Annotated in this window: 14 protein-coding genes; 3 read left to right on the top strand and 11 right to left on the bottom strand. The window is 62.3% G+C overall.

Annotation, left to right across the window (positions count from 1 at the left end):
• Positions 1 to 49: 49 nt before the first annotated feature.
• The gene (locus tag GTF44_RS13960) at positions 50 to 697 is read right to left on the bottom strand and encodes a sulfotransferase family 2 domain-containing protein (protein WP_171562122.1); all 648 of its coding nucleotides are present in this window, start codon (positions 695 to 697) and stop codon (positions 50 to 52) included.
• Between the two features lie 101 nt (positions 698 to 798).
• Here GTF44_RS13960 and GTF44_RS13955 point away from each other — a divergent pair, with 101 nt between their 5' ends.
• The 3 genes from GTF44_RS13955 to GTF44_RS13945 all read left to right on the top strand — a co-directional run bounded on the left by GTF44_RS13955 (position 799) and on the right by GTF44_RS13945 (position 5206).
• Positions 799 to 2430, top strand: coding sequence for an AMP-binding protein (locus GTF44_RS13955; RefSeq protein WP_171562124.1), 1632 nt, complete (start codon positions 799 to 801; stop codon positions 2428 to 2430).
• A 121-nt stretch (positions 2431 to 2551) separates the two neighbouring features.
• Positions 2552 to 4129 carry an ABC-F family ATP-binding cassette domain-containing protein gene (locus GTF44_RS13950; protein ID WP_171562126.1) on the top strand — a complete coding sequence of 526 codons (1578 nt, stop codon included), beginning with the start codon at positions 2552 to 2554 and terminating at the stop codon, positions 4127 to 4129.
• A gap of 60 nt (positions 4130 to 4189) precedes the next feature.
• Positions 4190 to 5206, top strand: a complete 1017-nt coding sequence (locus GTF44_RS13945; RefSeq protein ID WP_171562128.1) for a hypothetical protein — start codon at positions 4190 to 4192, stop codon at positions 5204 to 5206.
• A gap of 8 nt (positions 5207 to 5214) precedes the next feature.
• Here the strand turns inward: GTF44_RS13945 and GTF44_RS13940 are convergent, their stop codons facing one another.
• The 10 genes from GTF44_RS13940 to GTF44_RS13895 all read right to left on the bottom strand — a co-directional run bounded on the left by GTF44_RS13940 (position 5215) and on the right by GTF44_RS13895 (position 15895).
• Positions 5215 to 6519: an SPOR domain-containing protein gene (locus GTF44_RS13940; RefSeq protein ID WP_171562130.1), complete on the bottom strand. Its 1305-nt coding sequence runs from the start codon at positions 6517 to 6519 to the stop codon at positions 5215 to 5217.
• A gap of 67 nt (positions 6520 to 6586) precedes the next feature.
• Positions 6587 to 7219 (bottom strand): uracil phosphoribosyltransferase, encoded by a 633-nt coding sequence (upp, locus tag GTF44_RS13935; protein WP_145216696.1) that lies wholly within the window; start codon positions 7217 to 7219, stop codon positions 6587 to 6589.
• Positions 7220 to 8203 carry an adenosine deaminase gene (locus GTF44_RS13930; RefSeq protein WP_171562132.1) on the bottom strand — a complete coding sequence of 328 codons (984 nt, stop codon included), beginning with the start codon at positions 8201 to 8203 and terminating at the stop codon, positions 7220 to 7222.
• Positions 8200 to 9408: a phosphopentomutase gene (locus GTF44_RS13925; protein ID WP_171562134.1), complete on the bottom strand. Its 1209-nt coding sequence runs from the start codon at positions 9406 to 9408 to the stop codon at positions 8200 to 8202. Before GTF44_RS13925 ends, GTF44_RS13930 begins: the two co-directional genes overlap by 4 nt.
• Complete coding sequence (locus GTF44_RS13920) at positions 9408 to 10715, bottom strand: thymidine phosphorylase (RefSeq protein ID WP_171562196.1); 1308 nt, start codon at positions 10713 to 10715, stop codon at positions 9408 to 9410. The genes GTF44_RS13925 and GTF44_RS13920 overlap by 1 nt, the downstream gene beginning before the upstream one ends.
• 4 nt (positions 10716 to 10719) lie before the next feature.
• Positions 10720 to 11112: a cytidine deaminase gene (locus tag GTF44_RS13915; RefSeq protein WP_171562198.1), complete on the bottom strand. Its 393-nt coding sequence runs from the start codon at positions 11110 to 11112 to the stop codon at positions 10720 to 10722.
• A gap of 76 nt (positions 11113 to 11188) precedes the next feature.
• Positions 11189 to 12739 (bottom strand): ATP-binding protein, encoded by a 1551-nt coding sequence (locus GTF44_RS13910; protein ID WP_171562136.1) that lies wholly within the window; start codon positions 12737 to 12739, stop codon positions 11189 to 11191.
• Between the two features lie 122 nt (positions 12740 to 12861).
• A complete protein-coding gene (locus tag GTF44_RS13905; RefSeq protein WP_171562138.1) occupies positions 12862 to 14760 on the bottom strand; it encodes a propionyl-CoA synthetase in 1899 nt (632 codons plus the stop codon).
• A 147-nt stretch (positions 14761 to 14907) separates the two neighbouring features.
• Entirely contained in the window at positions 14908 to 15342 is a 435-nt protein-coding gene (locus tag GTF44_RS13900) for a hypothetical protein (RefSeq protein ID WP_171562140.1), read from the bottom strand.
• 133 nt (positions 15343 to 15475) lie between these two features.
• Positions 15476 to 15895: a hypothetical protein gene (locus GTF44_RS13895; protein WP_171562142.1), complete on the bottom strand. Its 420-nt coding sequence runs from the start codon at positions 15893 to 15895 to the stop codon at positions 15476 to 15478.
• Positions 15896 to 15948: the final 53 nt, after the last annotated feature.

Here is a 15948-nt window from a genome sequence, read left to right as displayed (position 1 = left end):
TGTTGCAGCAAGCAGCGTCCTTCAGTTTGGGCTCAAAACGGCCACACATTCACCCAAACGCATATCCGAACCGTGCGATATCCTCGGCGCAAGCCTGTGCCACGGCCTCTTGCGCCCTGTCGCTATAATAGCTCCGATAATCCGCCCGACGATCAGAGGCATTCTCAACTGGTATTTGGAGCCGGAAATCCAGATGCGCCTCCAGCGGTGTCAAATCCTCTTCCAGATGTTCCAGACGCAGATAAGCATCCGCATGATCCACCCCGGACGGGCCGCGTGTAAACATCCGGTATGGCTGCGCGCGGACCCTCTGCGCCACGTCGGCATGGGTTACGAAGCGTTCAAAGTCCAAACCGTGCGCCAAGGGCACCATCGGGTGATCGAAGTTTTGAGTCTGCAGCCAATGATAGAGGCTAACGATCCGATCCCACGGGTTCCGAACCAAGGTGAAAACAAAGAACTCGGCCATCTCCTTTTCGGTGATCAGCCCCTCCACATCGGCCAAGGTTGAGTGTTTCCAAAGCCGCCCCACTGTACGCACATCTTTGAGCCGCCGCTTCCGACGCTGCGCCTTTGGTGTATCGCCGATTAGGATGTCATCGGCTTTGGCCCGCGCCTCCAGCGCCAAGGCCATCGAGGTCCCGCCGGTTTTCGGGATATGCACGAAGATATAGCGCCGCCCAGGTGAGATGATCATAAGCCGCAGCCTATCCACTTCCCGATCGCGGATCAGCCCCTTTTCAAGCCTCCCGCCCCGCCCCATACTCGCGTGAACGAGCGTCGAAACGGGGGACTGGCATGGGCTGGATGAAAGACGAAACGGGCCTTGAGAAGCGTCCGGCGAATTACGTGCCGCTGACGCCCCTCTCCCATCTCGCACGCGCGGCGACCGTCTTTCCAACGCGCGAGGCGCTGATCTATGGCCGTTTCCGTACCAATTATGTTGAATACCACGCCCGCGTCTCGCGCCTTGCCTCGGCGCTGACAAAACGCGGCGTCGCGCCGGGCGATGTGGTGGCGGCCCTCTTGCCCAACCTCCCGGCCCATGTGGAGGCGCATTTTGGCGTGCCCGCGGCGGGTGCCGTGCTCAACAGCATCAACATCCGTCTCGACCCCGGCACGATCAGCTATATCCTCGACCATGGCGAGGCGAAAATCGTGCTGGCCGACACCCAGTTCCTCACCGTGCTGGAGGCCGCCATCGGCGCGATGGAGGGTGAACCGCCGCTGATCGTCGAAGTGCCGGATGAGCAAGCGGGGTATCACGCCTCCGGCCGCCATCTGACCTATGACGCGCTCTTGGCCGAGGGCGACCCGGATGCGCCTTGGATCATGCCGGAGGATGAATGGGAGTCGATTGCGCTCAACTATACCTCGGGCACCACGGGCCGGCCCAAAGGCGTGGTCTATCACCACCGCGGCGCTTATCTGATCACCATGGGCACGCCGATCTCTTGGCGGATGACGCTCTACCCACGTTATTTGACCATTGTCCCGCTCTTCCATTGCAACAATTGGTGCCATGTCTGGGGCATGCCCGCGCTTGGCGGTACAACCGTCTGCTGCCGCGAGATCACTGCGGAAAACATCTATAACGCCATTGCCGATGAGGGCGTGACCCATTTTGGCGGCGCACCGATTGTCCTGAACATGATCGTCAACGCCAAAGACGAAGAGCGCCGGGCCTTTGACCATACCGTCGAGGTCTTTACCGCCGGTGCACCGCCCGCCGCCGCGACGCTCGCCGCCATTGAAACCATGGGCTTCCACGTGACCCAAGTCTATGGCCTGACCGAGGTCTATGGCCCAGCCACAGAATGCACCTGGCAAGATGGGCTCTGGGATGATCTGCCACCTGAAGAGCGCGCCGGGATCAAGGCGCGCCAAGGCGTGGCCTTCCCAAATATGGACCATGTGACGGTGATGGCGCCTGAGACCATGGCGCAGATTCCGATGGATGGCGCGGCCCTGGGGGAGATCATGATGCGCGGCAATGCGGTCATGAAAGGCTATTACAAGAACCCGCGCGCAACGGCGGAGGCCTTCCAAGGGGGCTATTTCCACACCGGGGACATCGCTCTCCAACACCCTGATTCTTATGTGCAAATTGCCGACCGCGCGAAGGATATCATCATCTCCGGCGGCGAAAACGTCAGCTCGGTGGAGGTCGAGGGCGCGCTGATGCATCACCCGTCGGTCTCGCTCTGCGCCATCGTCGCCAAGCCGGATGAGAAATGGGGCGAGGTGCCCTGCGCCTTTGTTGAGTTGAAAGAGGGCGCGACGGCGACCGAGGCGGAGCTGATTGCCTTCACCCGCCAACGCCTCGCCGGGTTCAAAACGCCGAAACATGTGATCTTCACCGAACTGCCGAAAACCTCTACCGGCAAGATTCAGAAATTCGAGCTGAGGCAGCAGGCCAAGAGCCTCTGAACCTTGATCGCCACCTGGCGCGTGCCTATCTCAACAGCAGAGCAATTGGAGTTCCCTGACATGAGCAATTTCCACCCGACACCCGCCTCGCGCGCCCCTGTCCTTGTGGAAATTACCGCTCATGCCTTGCACGATCCAGCTTTCGAACCTCTCCTGGTCCACACCTGACCAGAACCCGCTTTTCACTGATCTCACCCTACAATTCGGCCCCGGCCTGATCGGTCTGGTCGGGCGAAATGGCGTCGGCAAGACGACGCTCTTGCATCTGATTCATCGCAGTCTAATCCCGCAAGCAGGACAGATCACTTGCGACGGCACCACCGCCCTGCTCCAGCAGCAGGCGCAGCCGCCCGCGGGCCAGACCATCGCCGATCTGTTTGGGGCACGCGAGGCTCTCGCAATCCTGTCTCGCGCCGAAGCGGGCGCGGCCAGCGCCGAGGATCTTGCAGCGGCCGACTGGACGCTTGAGGCTCGCATCCAGGCGGCTCTCTCCCGCGTCGGTCTCGATACCGCCCCTGAGGTGCCGCTCGATCATCTCTCTGGCGGCCAACAAACTCGTGCCCGCCTCGCCGCCTTGATCTTTGCCGAGCCCGACTTTCTCCTGCTCGATGAGCCGACCAACAATCTCGATCGCGCAGGTCGGGATGCGGTGTTTGACCTGTTACAAAGCTGGAAAGGCGGCGCGATCATCGTGAGCCATGACCGTGATCTCCTTGAAATCATGGACTCAATCACCGAACTGACCTCCCTGGGTGCGACCCATTATGGCGGCAATTACAGCTTCTATCAGGCGCAGAAATCTTTGGAACTTGCCGCCGCCGCCCATGATCTCAATACCGCAGAACGCCATGCGACCGAGATCGCCCGCAAGCGGCAGACAGCTCTGGAACGCAAGGCGCGCAAAGACCGCACCGGCCGGGCGAAACGCGCTCGGGGCGACATGCCCAAAATCGCCGCCGATAAGGCCAAAGCCCGAAGCGAAGCGACCGGTGGGGCCATGTCACGCCTCGCTGAGAAACAGGTGGATGAGACGCAAAGCGCGGTGACGGAGGCTGCCGCGCGGGTCGAACGTCTGACGCCCCTGAAACTTGATCTCGCACCGACGGGGCTCGCCAGTGGTCAAACCGTGCTGAAGGCGCAAGAGTTGACCGGCGGCGGCAATGCGGAGCGCCCCATCATCCGCGACGTTTCGATCCAGATGACCGGCGCCGAACGCGTCGCGATCACCGGCCCGAACGGGATCGGCAAATCGACCCTGCTTAACCTGCTCACCGGCAATCTCTCCTCTGCGTCCGGCACCGTCACGATCCTGCCGGATCACGCGATGCTGGACCAACATGTCCGCCTGCTCGACCCTAGCCTAACCCTGCGCGACAATTTCCGCGCCCTAAATCCCGAGGCCGATGAAAATACCTGCCGCGCCGCGCTTGCGCGGTTTCTGTTCCGCGCCGATGCCGCGCTGCAAATGGCGGGCACGCTGAGCGGTGGCCAAATGCTGCGCGCGGGCCTCGCCTGTACGCTTGGCGGCAAACGTCCGCCCAGGCTCCTGATCTTGGACGAACCGACCAACCATCTCGATCTCGACGCGATTGCGGCGATTGAGGCGGGGCTCAACGCCTATGACGGGGCGCTTCTGGTGGTCAGCCATGATGAGACCTTCCTGCGCAATATCGGCATCACCCGCCGTCTCGAGCTTTAAGTTGAGCGGGTTTTCGCCTTCGGCTATCCTGTCGGCAAAACAAGGGCAGCACACACAGGCATGACCGCGCTCAGTGAATATCAGCGGCTTGAGGCCACCGGCCTCTGGCGCGAGACCGAAGACAGCCAGCGCCGCGAGGTCTTGGTGTCTCTTGGTGATGCCACGCTGATGATCTCGACGCTCAGCGAAACCGCGCTATCGCATTGGTCTCTGCCTGCCGTGCACCGCCTCAATCCAGGTAAAATGCCAGCGCTCTATGCGCCAGATGTGGAGGCCGACGAACTCCTCGAAATCAGTGAACCAGAGATGATCGCTGCAATCGAAAAGGTCCGCGGTGTCATCGAACGGTCACGGCCGCATCCGGGCCGCTTGCGGCTCATTCTGGGCGCCGGGCTCAGCATTCTGGTCCTCGCCGTGGTGGTTTTCTGGCTCCCAGGTGCCGTGCTCCGGCAGACAGCGAGTGTCCTTCCTGAGGCCAAACGGGCAGAGCTCGGTCGCCAAATTCTCGCCGAAATGGCCGAACTCGCGGGGCGACCCTGCGGCGATCCAGCTGGGGTCACGGCCCTGGCGCGGCTGGCGCGCAGCACCCTTGGCACCGATCCACCCCGCTTGGTCGTGCTGCCGTCTTCGGTGCCGGGGTCCGCGCATTTGCCGGGCAATATCATGGTCCTGAACCGCTCGCTGGTCGAAGACTATGAGACGCCCGAAGTCCTCGCCGGGTTCCTTGTTGCCGAAGATGAGCGCCGCGCGATGCAGGACCCCGCTGAGCGCCTCTTTGAAGAGGCGGGTCTAATCGCCGCGTTCCGGATGCTCACAACAGGCCAGATCGACCAGAGCTATCTCCATGATCACGCCGTTACCCTGTTGACGCGCACGCCGCTGCCGCTGGATGCCGAACCGCTTTTGGCCCGTTTTGCCGCAGTTGAGATATCCTCGGCCCCCTATGCCTTTGCCTTGGATCTCTCCGGCGAAACCACCCTGCCGCTGATCGAAGGCGATCCGATGCGGGCGCGCCTGCGCGCGCCGCTCCTCCCCGATGAAAGCTGGGTCGCGTTGCAGCAAATCTGCGGCAGCTGACCGAGGTCTTAGCGACGCGTCATCGCGCCGCTAAATCCAGCACCACGCGCCGTCTGCAACGCATTGCTCAAGGAGGCCGCATCGCCATACGGCCCGGCCAAGACCACGAAATTCGTGCGACCGCCGCGCTCGGATTGGCCAATACTCGCGCCCAAGCCACCCGCGGCCAGCCGATCCCGCGCGATCCGTGCATCGGCCTGGCTGCCATACCGACCGACCAAGACGAACCGATGTCCTTCGGCGCTCTCTGGCGTCGCGCGACTGCTCGGGGCGTCGAGGCGAGGGCCGATCACGGTCCGGGTCCGCGTACCGGGAACCGACGCTGCGGCGGGGTTCCGCGTCGACACAACGGGCGCGGGCGCGATGCTGCCGCTCACGCCGGCGGTGTTCTGACTCATTCGGCTAACGTAAACCGGCTGCCCATTGGCATCTGCCGCCCGGACCCACTGCACCTGCTGACGCGGTAGACCGTCGGTCCAAATCATCGCCATTTGCTGATCCCCATATGCCGTGCGCGGCCCGCGATTGGGGTTCAAGCGGCCATCGTCCCAGGCCATGCGATACCCATCGGGGATGTGAGGTTGGACCGGAATAACCGCGTCCGCCGCAGAAATCCTCGGACCGGGCCGCGACGACCGCGCGCCGCCGCCAATCGCCTGACCGGAGATGTTCCGCGCGAGATCCCCCGGGTGTTGCGGTTGCGGGCCACATCGCAGGCCGTCGCCCCGCAGATAGGGTTGAGCGGACGCGGGCGCATTTGGGCATGACGTGGCCGCGTTCGACGCGACGCGGCCTGTCGCCACACGCGTCGGCGCAGCTGGTTCCTGCCGGATCGTCGTTACACTGCGAGATGGTTGGGGCCGGGACGACCCGGCGGTGTTGGCGGCACCGGCGGGGCGAAAGACCTGCCCGCTGGTTGCGCTAGGCTGAGGCGCTGCCGCCGCAGTCTGGGGTCTGGGCGCGACCGTGCTCGGGCGCGGGGCGACCGTTGCCGTCCGCGCGGGGGCCTGTGCGGCAGGGCGCGTCTGCGGCGCGGGCGGTGCTGCCGTTTGGACCGGAAGCGAGGGCTGATAACCGCACAGCACCTCACGGGAGCGGCTGACACGCGGCACCCAGTTGGTCTGGCCACCAAATCCCGCGCGGATAAAGACGCAGCCGCGGCTGTCGACATATTGGTTTGCCGAATAACTCGCGGGCGGCACCTCTGCCGGTCCGCCAATATCGCTCACAGTTTGCGCCGTTGCCGACGGTGCCGCTCCAAATCCAAGTGCCGCCGCAACACAGGCTTGCACAAAAAACACCGAAAACCGCATCGGACCCCCCAACAGTTTTGTGGAAACTGTGCAGGAGGATTGTTTTCAAGTAAAGGACAGAAGTAGCTTATTTTGTGCCAAACATGCGATCACCCGCATCCCCTAGCCCCGGAACGATGTATCCGAGCTCATTCAGATGGCTGTCGAGGGAGGCCGTGACGATGGGCACATCCGGGTGCGCCTCCTTCATCCGGGCAACCCCTTCGGGCGCCGCAAGCAGGCACAAGAACCGGATATTTGTGGCCCCCGCCTCCTTCAAAAGGTCGATCGCGGCAGCCGAGGAGTTGCCGGTGGCCAGCATCGGGTCGACGGCGATCACCAAGCGATCGTCCAACTCGGTCGGCACTTTGAAATAGTACTGCACCGGCTTCAGCGTCTCTTCGTCCCGATAGAGCCCGACGAATCCAACCCGTGCCAGCGGGATCAGTTCCAGGATGCCGTCCAACAGCCCGTTCCCCGCGCGCAAGATTGAGACCAGAGCCATTTTCTTGCCCGCCAGAACCGGCGCGTCCATCTCCTGTAGCGGCGTCTCAATCGGCTTCGTTGTCATCGGCAATTCGCGCGTCACCTCATAGGCCAAAAGCTGGCTGATCTCGCGCAAGAGCTGTCGAAACACGGCGGTTGAGGTCCCCTTTTCCCGCATCAGCGACAGTTTGTGCTGCACCAAAGGGTGATCAACGACGGTCAGGTGATCAAGCATCTATCTCTCCAATCTCTTGGCCACGGTCGCGCGCGTCTCCGCATCGCAAAACGCCGCCTCCAGCGCAATCTGCGTCACGTGCGCAAAAATCTCTTCGTCCCAACCGAAGGTATCGGCCAGGCGCTCGTATTCATGGGACATCGTGGTGTGGAAGAACGGCGGATCATCGGTTGAGATCGTGACCTTCACGCCCTTTTCGCGCAGCTTTTCAATCGGATGGCTCTCCCATGTCGGGAAAACCCCCAGCACCACATTCGAGCCTGGGCAGCATTCGAGGACCACGCCCGTCTCTGCCAGATGATCAACCAGCGCCGGGTCTTCGATGGCTTGCACGCCATGTCCGACCCGCTCAACCTTCAGGTCATTCACCGCATCCCAAACTGAGGCCGCGCCACCCCACTCACCGGCATGGGCGGTGATCTGTAAACCAGCCTCCCGCGCCATATCGAAGCTCCAAGCGAAGTCTTTCAATTTGCCGGCCATCTCATCGCCGCCAATCCCGAAGCCCGTGATGAAATCGCCGACCGTCTCAGCGGCGCAATGCGCGACCGGCTTGGCGCGCTCCGGTCCGAAATGGCGGATCGGCGTGACGATCCCGCGCATCGTGATACCGTTTTGCGCCTCAGCCTGGGCCGACGCCTCTTGGATCGCCGCCAGATACTCCCGCCACGCCCCCAAATCGCCGCCGCCGCAGAAATCGGGGCTAAGGAAGGCCTCGGTATAGACCACACCATGCGCCGCGCTTTCTTCCAGCACGGCTGTCGTGAGCCGTGCGAATTCTTTCGGGCCGGTTAGAACACTGGTCGCAGCCTCATAGACGCTCAGGAAATGGGTGAAATCCCGATAGGCATAGCTGCCATCCTCCGTGAAAATCTGGCTAAGATCGGTGCCTTTTTCCGCAGCCAAGCCACGGATAAACGCTGGCGGCGCGGCGCCCTCCAAATGCAGGTGCAACTCGATCTTCGGCAGTTTCGCGAGGTTCATAAAAACGACTTTCCCGGTCCTTGGGCCGCAACCCCCAAATGGGCTGCGACCGATGCCCCCACATCGGCGAAGGCCACCTGCCCGATCTGCCCCGAATATGGCCCGGCTGCAACCACCGGCACACGTTCACGCGTGTGATCGGTGCCGGGCCAGGACGGGTCATTGCCATGATCAGCCGTGAACAGCATCAGATCATCGGGCCGGAGGGCTGCCAGGATCGGCGGCAAGCTGGCGTCAAACCATTCCAGATGCCGCGCATAGCCCGAAATGTCGCGGCGGTGGCCATAGAGGCTGTCGAATTCGACGAAGTTGGCGAAGGTCAGGCTGCCGTCTTCTGCGGTGTTCACGGCCTCGGCCAGATGCCCCATCAAGGCCCGATCCTCACCCTTCACCACATCGTCGATTCCACGCCGCGCGAAAATGTCTTTAATCTTTCCAATAGCATGGACCTTGCCGCCCGCCTCTTGCACCCAATCGCAGAGTGTCGGGCCAGGCGGTGTGATCGCATAGTCGCGCCGGTTTGTGGTCCGGGTATAGGCCCCCGGCTCACCGATGAAAGGCCGCGCAATCACCCGACCGACCTTCATTTTGTGCAAGGATGGCGCCAATCGCTCGCAGAGGTCTAACAGCCGGTCCAGGCCGAAACTCTCTTCATGCGCTGCGATCTGAAACACGCTGTCGGCGGAGGTATAGCAGATCGGCCAGCCGGTCTCCTGATGCCGCGGCCCCTCTTCGGCGATGATCACCGTGCCTGAGGCATGGCGGTTGCCGAGTGCGGCCTCAACCCCGGCAATCTGCTTCACTTCCTCAATCAGATGATCTGGAAAACACGGCTCTGTATCCGGGAAATACGTCCAATCCCAGGGCACGGGCAGCCCGGCCAGCTCCCAATGCCCCGAGGGTGTGTCTTTGCCAGGCGAGACTTCTTCCGCCGCGCCCCAAAGCCCCGTCGCGTCCACCCCAAATCCAGGCAGATCGCCGCCACCGGATAGCCGCGCCGCCGCGCCCAGGCCCAAGCCGTCCAGAACCGGCATCTTTAGCGGCCCGCTCCGCCCCTCTTCAGCCTGGCCTGCCGCGCAAGCCTCCGCGATATGGGCCAGTGTATTGGCCCCGGTATCGGGCACATCGCCATTGAAAAACCGATCCGCATCCGGCGCGCCGCCGATCCCCACGGAGTCCATCACCACCAAAAACGCCCGCGGCATCAGCCAATCCTTTCATGGATCAACGGGGATGCCTCCGGCGCGCGCTCGGCCAGCACATACGCGTCCCGCACCCGGCCCGCCAACGCCTTGGCCTTCGCCTCATCGGCGGCATGGATGCGCGCCAAAGGCCGGGCTTCATCCACCTGCGCGCCAATTGGAGCGATCTCGGATAGCCCAACGCCGGGATCCAGTTGATCCGTGGCCACCAAACGCCCGCCACCAAGATGCACAACCACCTCGCCCAAAGCGCGCGTATCGATTGCCGCGACATATCCAGTGTCGGTCGGGTGCACATCGACCATCACACGGGCTGCGGGCAGCCGATCCCGCCAGCGCTCGACAAAATCATGCGGTCCCCCCAAGGCCGCCACCATCTCTCCAAACCGCTCTGCCGCCTCGCCAGAGTTGAGCGCCGCCTCGATCCGCGCTTCGCCATCGGCGGCATCCGCCGCCAAGCCGCCAAGCGCCAGCACCTCACCACCAAGGGCGACGGTCAGGCGGTGCAACGGTGTGCCGATTGAGGTGCCGGTCAGGGCCTCCATCACCTCGATCACCTCCAGCGCATTGCCCGCCGCCTTGGCCGATGGTTGGTTCATGTCGGTGATCAAAGCCGAACACATGCACCCCGCGCCTTGCGCCGTCTCCACCAGCGATTGCGCGAGCGCAAGCGCATCGCTCGGGTCGGCCATAAACGCGCCCGATCCAACCTTCACATCCAATACCAAAGCTTCCAGCCCGGCGGCCAGTTTCTTAGACAGGATCGAAGCGGTGATCAGGTCGATGCTTTCCACCGTTCCGGTGACATCGCGCACCCCATAGAGCCGCTTATCGGCGGGCGCGATATCACCCGATGCGCCGACAATCGCGCAGCCGATATCGGCCACCAAATCCTGCAACTCCTCAACGCTGACTTGCGTCCGGTAGCCCGGGATCGCCTCCAGCTTGTCCAGCGTTCCGCCGGTATGGCCCAAGCCGCGCCCCGAGATCATCGGCACATAGGCACCGCAGACAGCAAGCGCAGGGGCGAGGAGCAGCGAGACCGCATCCCCCACGCCGCCGGTCGAATGCTTATCCAAAACCGGCCCGTCCAACTCCCAGTTCAGGACCTGCCCGGTCTGCAACATGCCATGGGTCAAATGCACCCGGCTCTCCCGGCTGAGCCCTTTGGTGCAGACCGCCATCGCAAACGCACCGGCTTGCATATCGCTGATCTCACCAGAGGCTATGCCTTTGGTGAACCAATCGATTTCGGCTTTGCTAAGCTGTAGGCCATCACGCGCCTTGATTAGGATCGAGCGGGCATCCATCGGCTCAGACCCGATCCATATGGCTGGCATCAAATGCGCCAGGCAAAAGTTCGGAGACCGTCATCCGCAACTCCACGCCATCGGTGGTCGCCAGCGTCACCACGACATCGCCATCGGCAAACTCCGCCAGCTTCTGACGACAGCCGCCGCATGGCGGCACCGGCGCGGGGCTGTCGGCGATGACCGCAACTTCGGCTATCCGGCTGTCGCCCGCGGCAATCATTGCTGCAATCGCGCCGGCTTCGGCGCAGGTCCCCTCGGGATAGGCAACGTTTTCCACATTGCAGCCGCGATGCTCGTTGCCTTCCACGCTCCGCAAGGCCGCCCCAACTTTGAACCCCGAATAGGGCGCATGGGCATTCAGGCGCACAGCGGCGGCAGCGTCGAGCAAAGACATCATGGAGACTCCAATTGGACCGAAGATCAATTGCAGTCTGTGCCTCCCAGAGGCCAAGCGCAAGCCCGTGCGCGGATTACACCGGAAGCGCCGCGCGTCGCGTTTCGATAATTGCGATCAGATCGGCCAAATCGGCCTTACAGGCGGCCGCCAGGCCAGGCAAATCTCCTATCCGCTCCCTCTGCGCCGCGACATTCAAGGCTTCGGCCAAATGACGCAACCGATCCGCACCAACCGCCCCCGCCAAGGAGACCAGAATATGCGTTTGTCCGCGGATATCGCGGAGCGCCACGCGCTCCACCGCGACATCCAAAGCCTTCGACACCGCCTGCAAATCTTCATGCAGCCGGTCCAACAACTCGCGGCGGCCATCAGCGCCCGCCGCCGTCAAAAGCGCATCAAGCTGCGCGTGCTCCATCGCCTCATCCATCTCGTCGGCGGGCGCATGTGAGGCCAATACCGTATCTGGATCAAAGACCGGCAAATCTCGGCCCGTATGACGCAAGATTGCCTGTCCAAAGGCGTCTCCGGATCGGATCGGCTTGCCAATGATCCCGTCGGCCCCTGCGGCGTAAATCGCTTCGCGATTGTCGCGCAACACATAGGCCGTCAACGCGACCAAGGGCATTTTCGATCGTGCGTCGCGCAATCCGCGCACCGCTGTCATGAACTCGATCCCCGACATGCGCGGCATCTCGATATCAACGACAGCGATGTCAAATCGCGCGCGACCCAAGATCTCCAGCGCTTCGATCCCGTCATTGGCAATCACGAAGGTTGCACCCATTTTGTCCAGCAATTGCCCAACAATCACTTGGTTGGTTTCGTTATCCTCGGCCACCAAAATATGCAGACCGGAAAGGTCCGGCGGCGTGCTGCTGATGCCACCAGCGGCAAGTCCGGCACGCCAGACCCTCCGCGCAAGGGTTAGAGTAACAACCGCGCCACCTTCGGCGCGATCCTCGACCACCAATGTTCCGCCCAGCCCGTCCGCCAAATCCTTCGCGATATGCAACCCGAGGCCCGAGCCGGGCTGACTGTCGACTTCGGGGCGGCCATGCGGCGTGAACAGCCGCGCCATCGCGGCGGCCGAGAATCCAGGCCCCTCATCAGCCACAGAAAATTGAAGCGTTTCATCCGCATCCATCTGCACCGAAAGCCGGACCGTTCCATCCTTGGCATATTTTAGGGCGTTGCCGATCAGGTTCGACAGAATCCGATCCAGTGCCATCCGCGGGAGGCCGATCCGATCCGGCAAACCCGGGCCGCGATCAAGGACAAATCGGCGTCCAACCTCCGCCGCGCGCCCAACCCAGCGCATTTCGACGCCAGTCAAATAGCCCCTGAGATCGACACCGCTATCGTCCAACCGGATCAGCGTTTCGCCAGCCGCCGCCATCAGGGCCGCATCGACCAGTTCCGCCAGGGTTTCGCCCGCCGCTTGCACCCGCTCCAACTGCGCCCGGGTTTCGGCATCCAGACGCTCTGCTTCGATCAGCCGTAAGCCACCAATCACGTCAGACATCGCGGCGCGAATGTCATGATTGAATAGCCGCAGGGTCTCCGAAATCGGATCTGATCGCATCTCACCCATTCGGGCCGATGGGGTATTAGAAATATCTTCCATTTTATCGGCTACTCCTGGGCCAAAAATCTTCGCCCATCACTCACACGCAACATTTTCGGAGGCTGAAGCTATATCAAAACTCCCTCAATTCCAATTACTCCAATACCGCAAGGCTTAACGTATCAATCTCGCCCTGCGGGATAGCCAATGCCGTTCAAGGCCGTCGCGATCTCGTCCAAGATTGCCGGGTCATCAATCGTCGCGGGCATCTTGAAGTCCTCACCATCGGCGATCTTCACCATCGTGCCACGCAAGATTTTGCCTGACCGGGTTTTCGGCAAACGATCCACCACCAGCGCCAGCTTGAAGGCCGCCACGGGTCCGATCTTCTGCCGCACCAGTTTCACACACTCGCCGATGACCTCCGCGGCGCCAACCTCGCTGCCCGCATTGAGGCACAAGAACCCCATCGGCAATTGGCCTTTCAACGTGTCGGCCACGCCGATCACTGCGCATTCCGCCACTTCCGGATGCGCCGCCAAAACCTCTTCCATCGCACCGGTGGAAAGCCTGTGGCCGGCGACATTGATCACGTCATCGGTCCGCGCCATGATGTAGAGATAGCCATCCTCATCCTTATACCCTGCGTCGCCCGTTTCGTAGTATCCGGGGAAATGCTCCAGATAACTCTTGCGATAGCGCGCCTCGGCATTCCAAAGCGTCGGCAAGGTCCCGGGCGGCAACGGTAACTTCACCGCAATCGCCCCCAACTCGCCATCGGCCACGGGGTGCCCGCCCTCGTCCAGAATTTGCACGTCATAGCCCGGCATCGGCACCGCCGGAGAGCCGATTTTCACCGGCAGCTTCTCAATCCCAATCGGATTGCCTGCAATCGCCCACCCGGTTTCTGTCTGCCACCAGTGGTCGATCACCGGTACGCCCAGCTTATCCTGCGCCCATTCGATTGTGTCTGGGTCCGCACGTTCCCCGGCCAAGAACAGACTCTCGAGGCTCTGCATATTATAGTCGCTGACCAGCAATCCCTGCGGATCATCCCGCTTGATCGCGCGAAATGCCGTGGGTGCGGTGAAGAGGCATTTGACCTTGTGATCCTGGATTACCCGCCAAAACGTGCCCGCATCTGGCGTGCCCACTGGCTTGCCCTCAAACACAATCGTGGTGCAGCCAAAGACCAGCGGCGCATAGCAGATATAGGAATGCCCCACGACCCAGCCGACATCGGATGCGGCCCAAAACACCTCGCCCGGGTTCATGTCGTAGAGGTTCCGCATCGACCAGTTGAGCGCCACCAAATGACCACCCGTATGCCGGATCACGCCTTTGGGCTGCCCCGTCGTACCGGAGGTATAGAGAATATAGGCCGGGTGATTGCCCTCTACCGGCACGCAAGCTGCAGGCTCGACCCCGTATTGGAAGCCGTGCCAGTCAACGTCGCGCCCCTCTTCCAGATGCGCAACCTCTTGTTCTCTCTGAAAAATCACGCAGAAATCCGGCGCATGCTCGGCCAGTTCCAATGCGCCATCCAAAAGCGGCTTGTAATGCACCACCCGCCCCGGCTCGATCCCGCAAGAGGCCGCGATGATGCATTTCGGCTGGCAATCATCGATCCGCACGGCCAGTTCATTGGACGCAAACCCGCCAAACACCACCGAATGGATCGCGCCCAACCGGGCGCAGGCCAACATCGCCTCCACCGCCTCGGGCACCATCGGCATATAGATGATGACCCGGTCGCCCTTGGTCACACCTTTCGCGGCCAAAGCGCCTGCCAAGCTCGCAACCCGGTCGCGCAGCTCGGTATAGGTGATCTCATGTCTGGTATGGGTGACGGGGCTGTCATGAATGATGGCGATCCGCTCGCCATGACCTGCCTCCACATGCCGGTCAACGGCGTTCCAGCAGGTGTTGACCATACCATCGGCAAACCATTCGTAAAGCGGCGCGCCCTCATCGAATAACGCCTTGGTCGGGGTCCGGTCCCAGTCAATCGCCTGCGCGGCTTTCATCCAAAACCCGTCCGGGTCCGCCTGCGCCTCGGCGTAAATCTCCTGGTATCCCATGGCTGTCCCTCCCTTACTCCGTTGGCCCCACATACAAGAGACGCTGCGTCACGCAAAGCGACAGTGCGTCACTGGCAGCGGTAACACTGCCAGTGACGCGAGGGCCTCGCCGATTGGATGGTCGGAAGGCGCGAGGCCCTGTTCGGGTTAGACTGGTGGGGTGTAGTTGTCCGCTGGCGGGGTGTATCCCTGCCCCTCCGGCTCATCATCATGCCCCTCAAGCGCCCGGCGCAGCGGGTAGCCGCAGACCGCCCGAATGCGCGGATCATCGACCGCCAACGCACCCTCGCTGAATCCATCGGCATCATTGATGATGAAGGAGCAGCGATGCGCACCGCCATTCGCGACGACGGCGCAAGACACGACGGTCTGACTCCCACCCGTATCACCAAGCATTTGTTCAAAGGCCCGGCATTCACCACGATAGCTCTGCCCCTGATGGGTGATCACAAAGGGAAATCCATAAAGCGGCACCAGAGGGGCACAGGCCGCCAAAGCCAGAAAACCGCCAAGCCCGACGCGTCGCCAGTGCCGCGCGAATGCGTTCTGTTTCGACGCGGAATGCAAAAGTCGTCTCGTCATGTTATCTTTTCCTTTCAATAGATTGATATGCCCACCGGCCCCCAAGTCGGCGGGCCGAACCTGGGTTCGCTCTTGTGATGATCTTGGAGACCGCCTCGTCTCGGGCCGATATCAAGGCGCGCCGAGGCGTCGCTCAGTAGCCGCCATAGCCACCATCGGCCGCGTCGTCGCCGTCATCGCGCTGGCGCGCCATTTCTTCCCGATAGGCATGGGTGCAAAGCGCCCCCAACTCCTCTAGGCTCGGCAAACCATAAGTGGCACTCTCCGAGTCCCCTGGCGTGAGGCCGCAACTTGCCGATTGCCCGTTCACGTGGACGTGGCAGCGCAGGAAGATTGTGTGGCCTGCCACGACCGATGCCGAGGGATCGCGGAACACCGTGCAGGATCCGCTGACCGTCTGCTCAAACCCATCGCTGTCAATCAGCTCGGCGCCACCCCAAGTGGCAAGGCCCAAGCGCTCGACCCCTGGGGCGAATTCGGCGCAAGCCGCCAAAAACAGACACCCCGCCAAAAGACCGGGCGCTGTCGGCCGCATGGTCCATCCAATCTTCATCGTTCGATCCTCATGTCCTTGGCCGCGCAGAGATGCACGGCCGTTCTCACTGG

The sequence above is a fragment of the Roseobacter sp. HKCCD6576-2 genome (genome assembly GCF_013179285.1).
Classification (GTDB): Bacteria; Pseudomonadota; Alphaproteobacteria; order Rhodobacterales; family Rhodobacteraceae; genus Rhodophyticola; species Rhodophyticola oceani.
The sequence above is the reverse complement of the archived record's forward strand: the minus strand, read 5'-3'. Positions and strand labels throughout refer to the sequence as shown.

What these genes read in the sequence shown, in the direction of transcription:
- GTF44_RS13940 (WP_171562130.1), bottom strand. Translation starts at nt 6,519, where the DNA reads ATGCGGTTTTCGGTGTTTTTTGTGCAAGCCTGTGTTGCGGCGGCACTT.
- GTF44_RS13895 (WP_171562142.1), bottom strand. Translation starts at nt 15,895, where the DNA reads ATGAAGATTGGATGGACCATGCGGCCGACAGCGCCCGGTCTTTTGGCG.
- GTF44_RS13960 (WP_171562122.1), bottom strand. Translation starts at nt 697, where the DNA reads ATGATCATCTCACCTGGGCGGCGCTATATCTTCGTGCATATCCCGAAA.
- upp (WP_145216696.1), bottom strand. Translation starts at nt 7,219, where the DNA reads ATGCTTGATCACCTGACCGTCGTTGATCACCCTTTGGTGCAGCACAAA.
- GTF44_RS13945 (WP_171562128.1), top strand. Translation starts at nt 4,190, where the DNA reads ATGACCGCGCTCAGTGAATATCAGCGGCTTGAGGCCACCGGCCTCTGG.
- GTF44_RS13925 (WP_171562134.1), bottom strand. Translation starts at nt 9,408, where the DNA reads ATGCCGCGGGCGTTTTTGGTGGTGATGGACTCCGTGGGGATCGGCGGC.
- GTF44_RS13910 (WP_171562136.1), bottom strand. Translation starts at nt 12,739, where the DNA reads ATGGAAGATATTTCTAATACCCCATCGGCCCGAATGGGTGAGATGCGA.
- GTF44_RS13915 (WP_171562198.1), bottom strand. Translation starts at nt 11,112, where the DNA reads ATGTCTTTGCTCGACGCTGCCGCCGCTGTGCGCCTGAATGCCCATGCG.
- GTF44_RS13930 (WP_171562132.1), bottom strand. Translation starts at nt 8,203, where the DNA reads ATGAACCTCGCGAAACTGCCGAAGATCGAGTTGCACCTGCATTTGGAG.
- GTF44_RS13955 (WP_171562124.1), top strand. Translation starts at nt 799, where the DNA reads ATGGGCTGGATGAAAGACGAAACGGGCCTTGAGAAGCGTCCGGCGAAT.
- GTF44_RS13905 (WP_171562138.1), bottom strand. Translation starts at nt 14,760, where the DNA reads ATGGGATACCAGGAGATTTACGCCGAGGCGCAGGCGGACCCGGACGGG.
- GTF44_RS13950 (WP_171562126.1), top strand. Translation starts at nt 2,552, where the DNA reads ATGCCTTGCACGATCCAGCTTTCGAACCTCTCCTGGTCCACACCTGAC.
- GTF44_RS13900 (WP_171562140.1), bottom strand. Translation starts at nt 15,342, where the DNA reads ATGACGAGACGACTTTTGCATTCCGCGTCGAAACAGAACGCATTCGCG.
- GTF44_RS13920 (WP_171562196.1), bottom strand. Translation starts at nt 10,715, where the DNA reads ATGGATGCCCGCTCGATCCTAATCAAGGCGCGTGATGGCCTACAGCTT.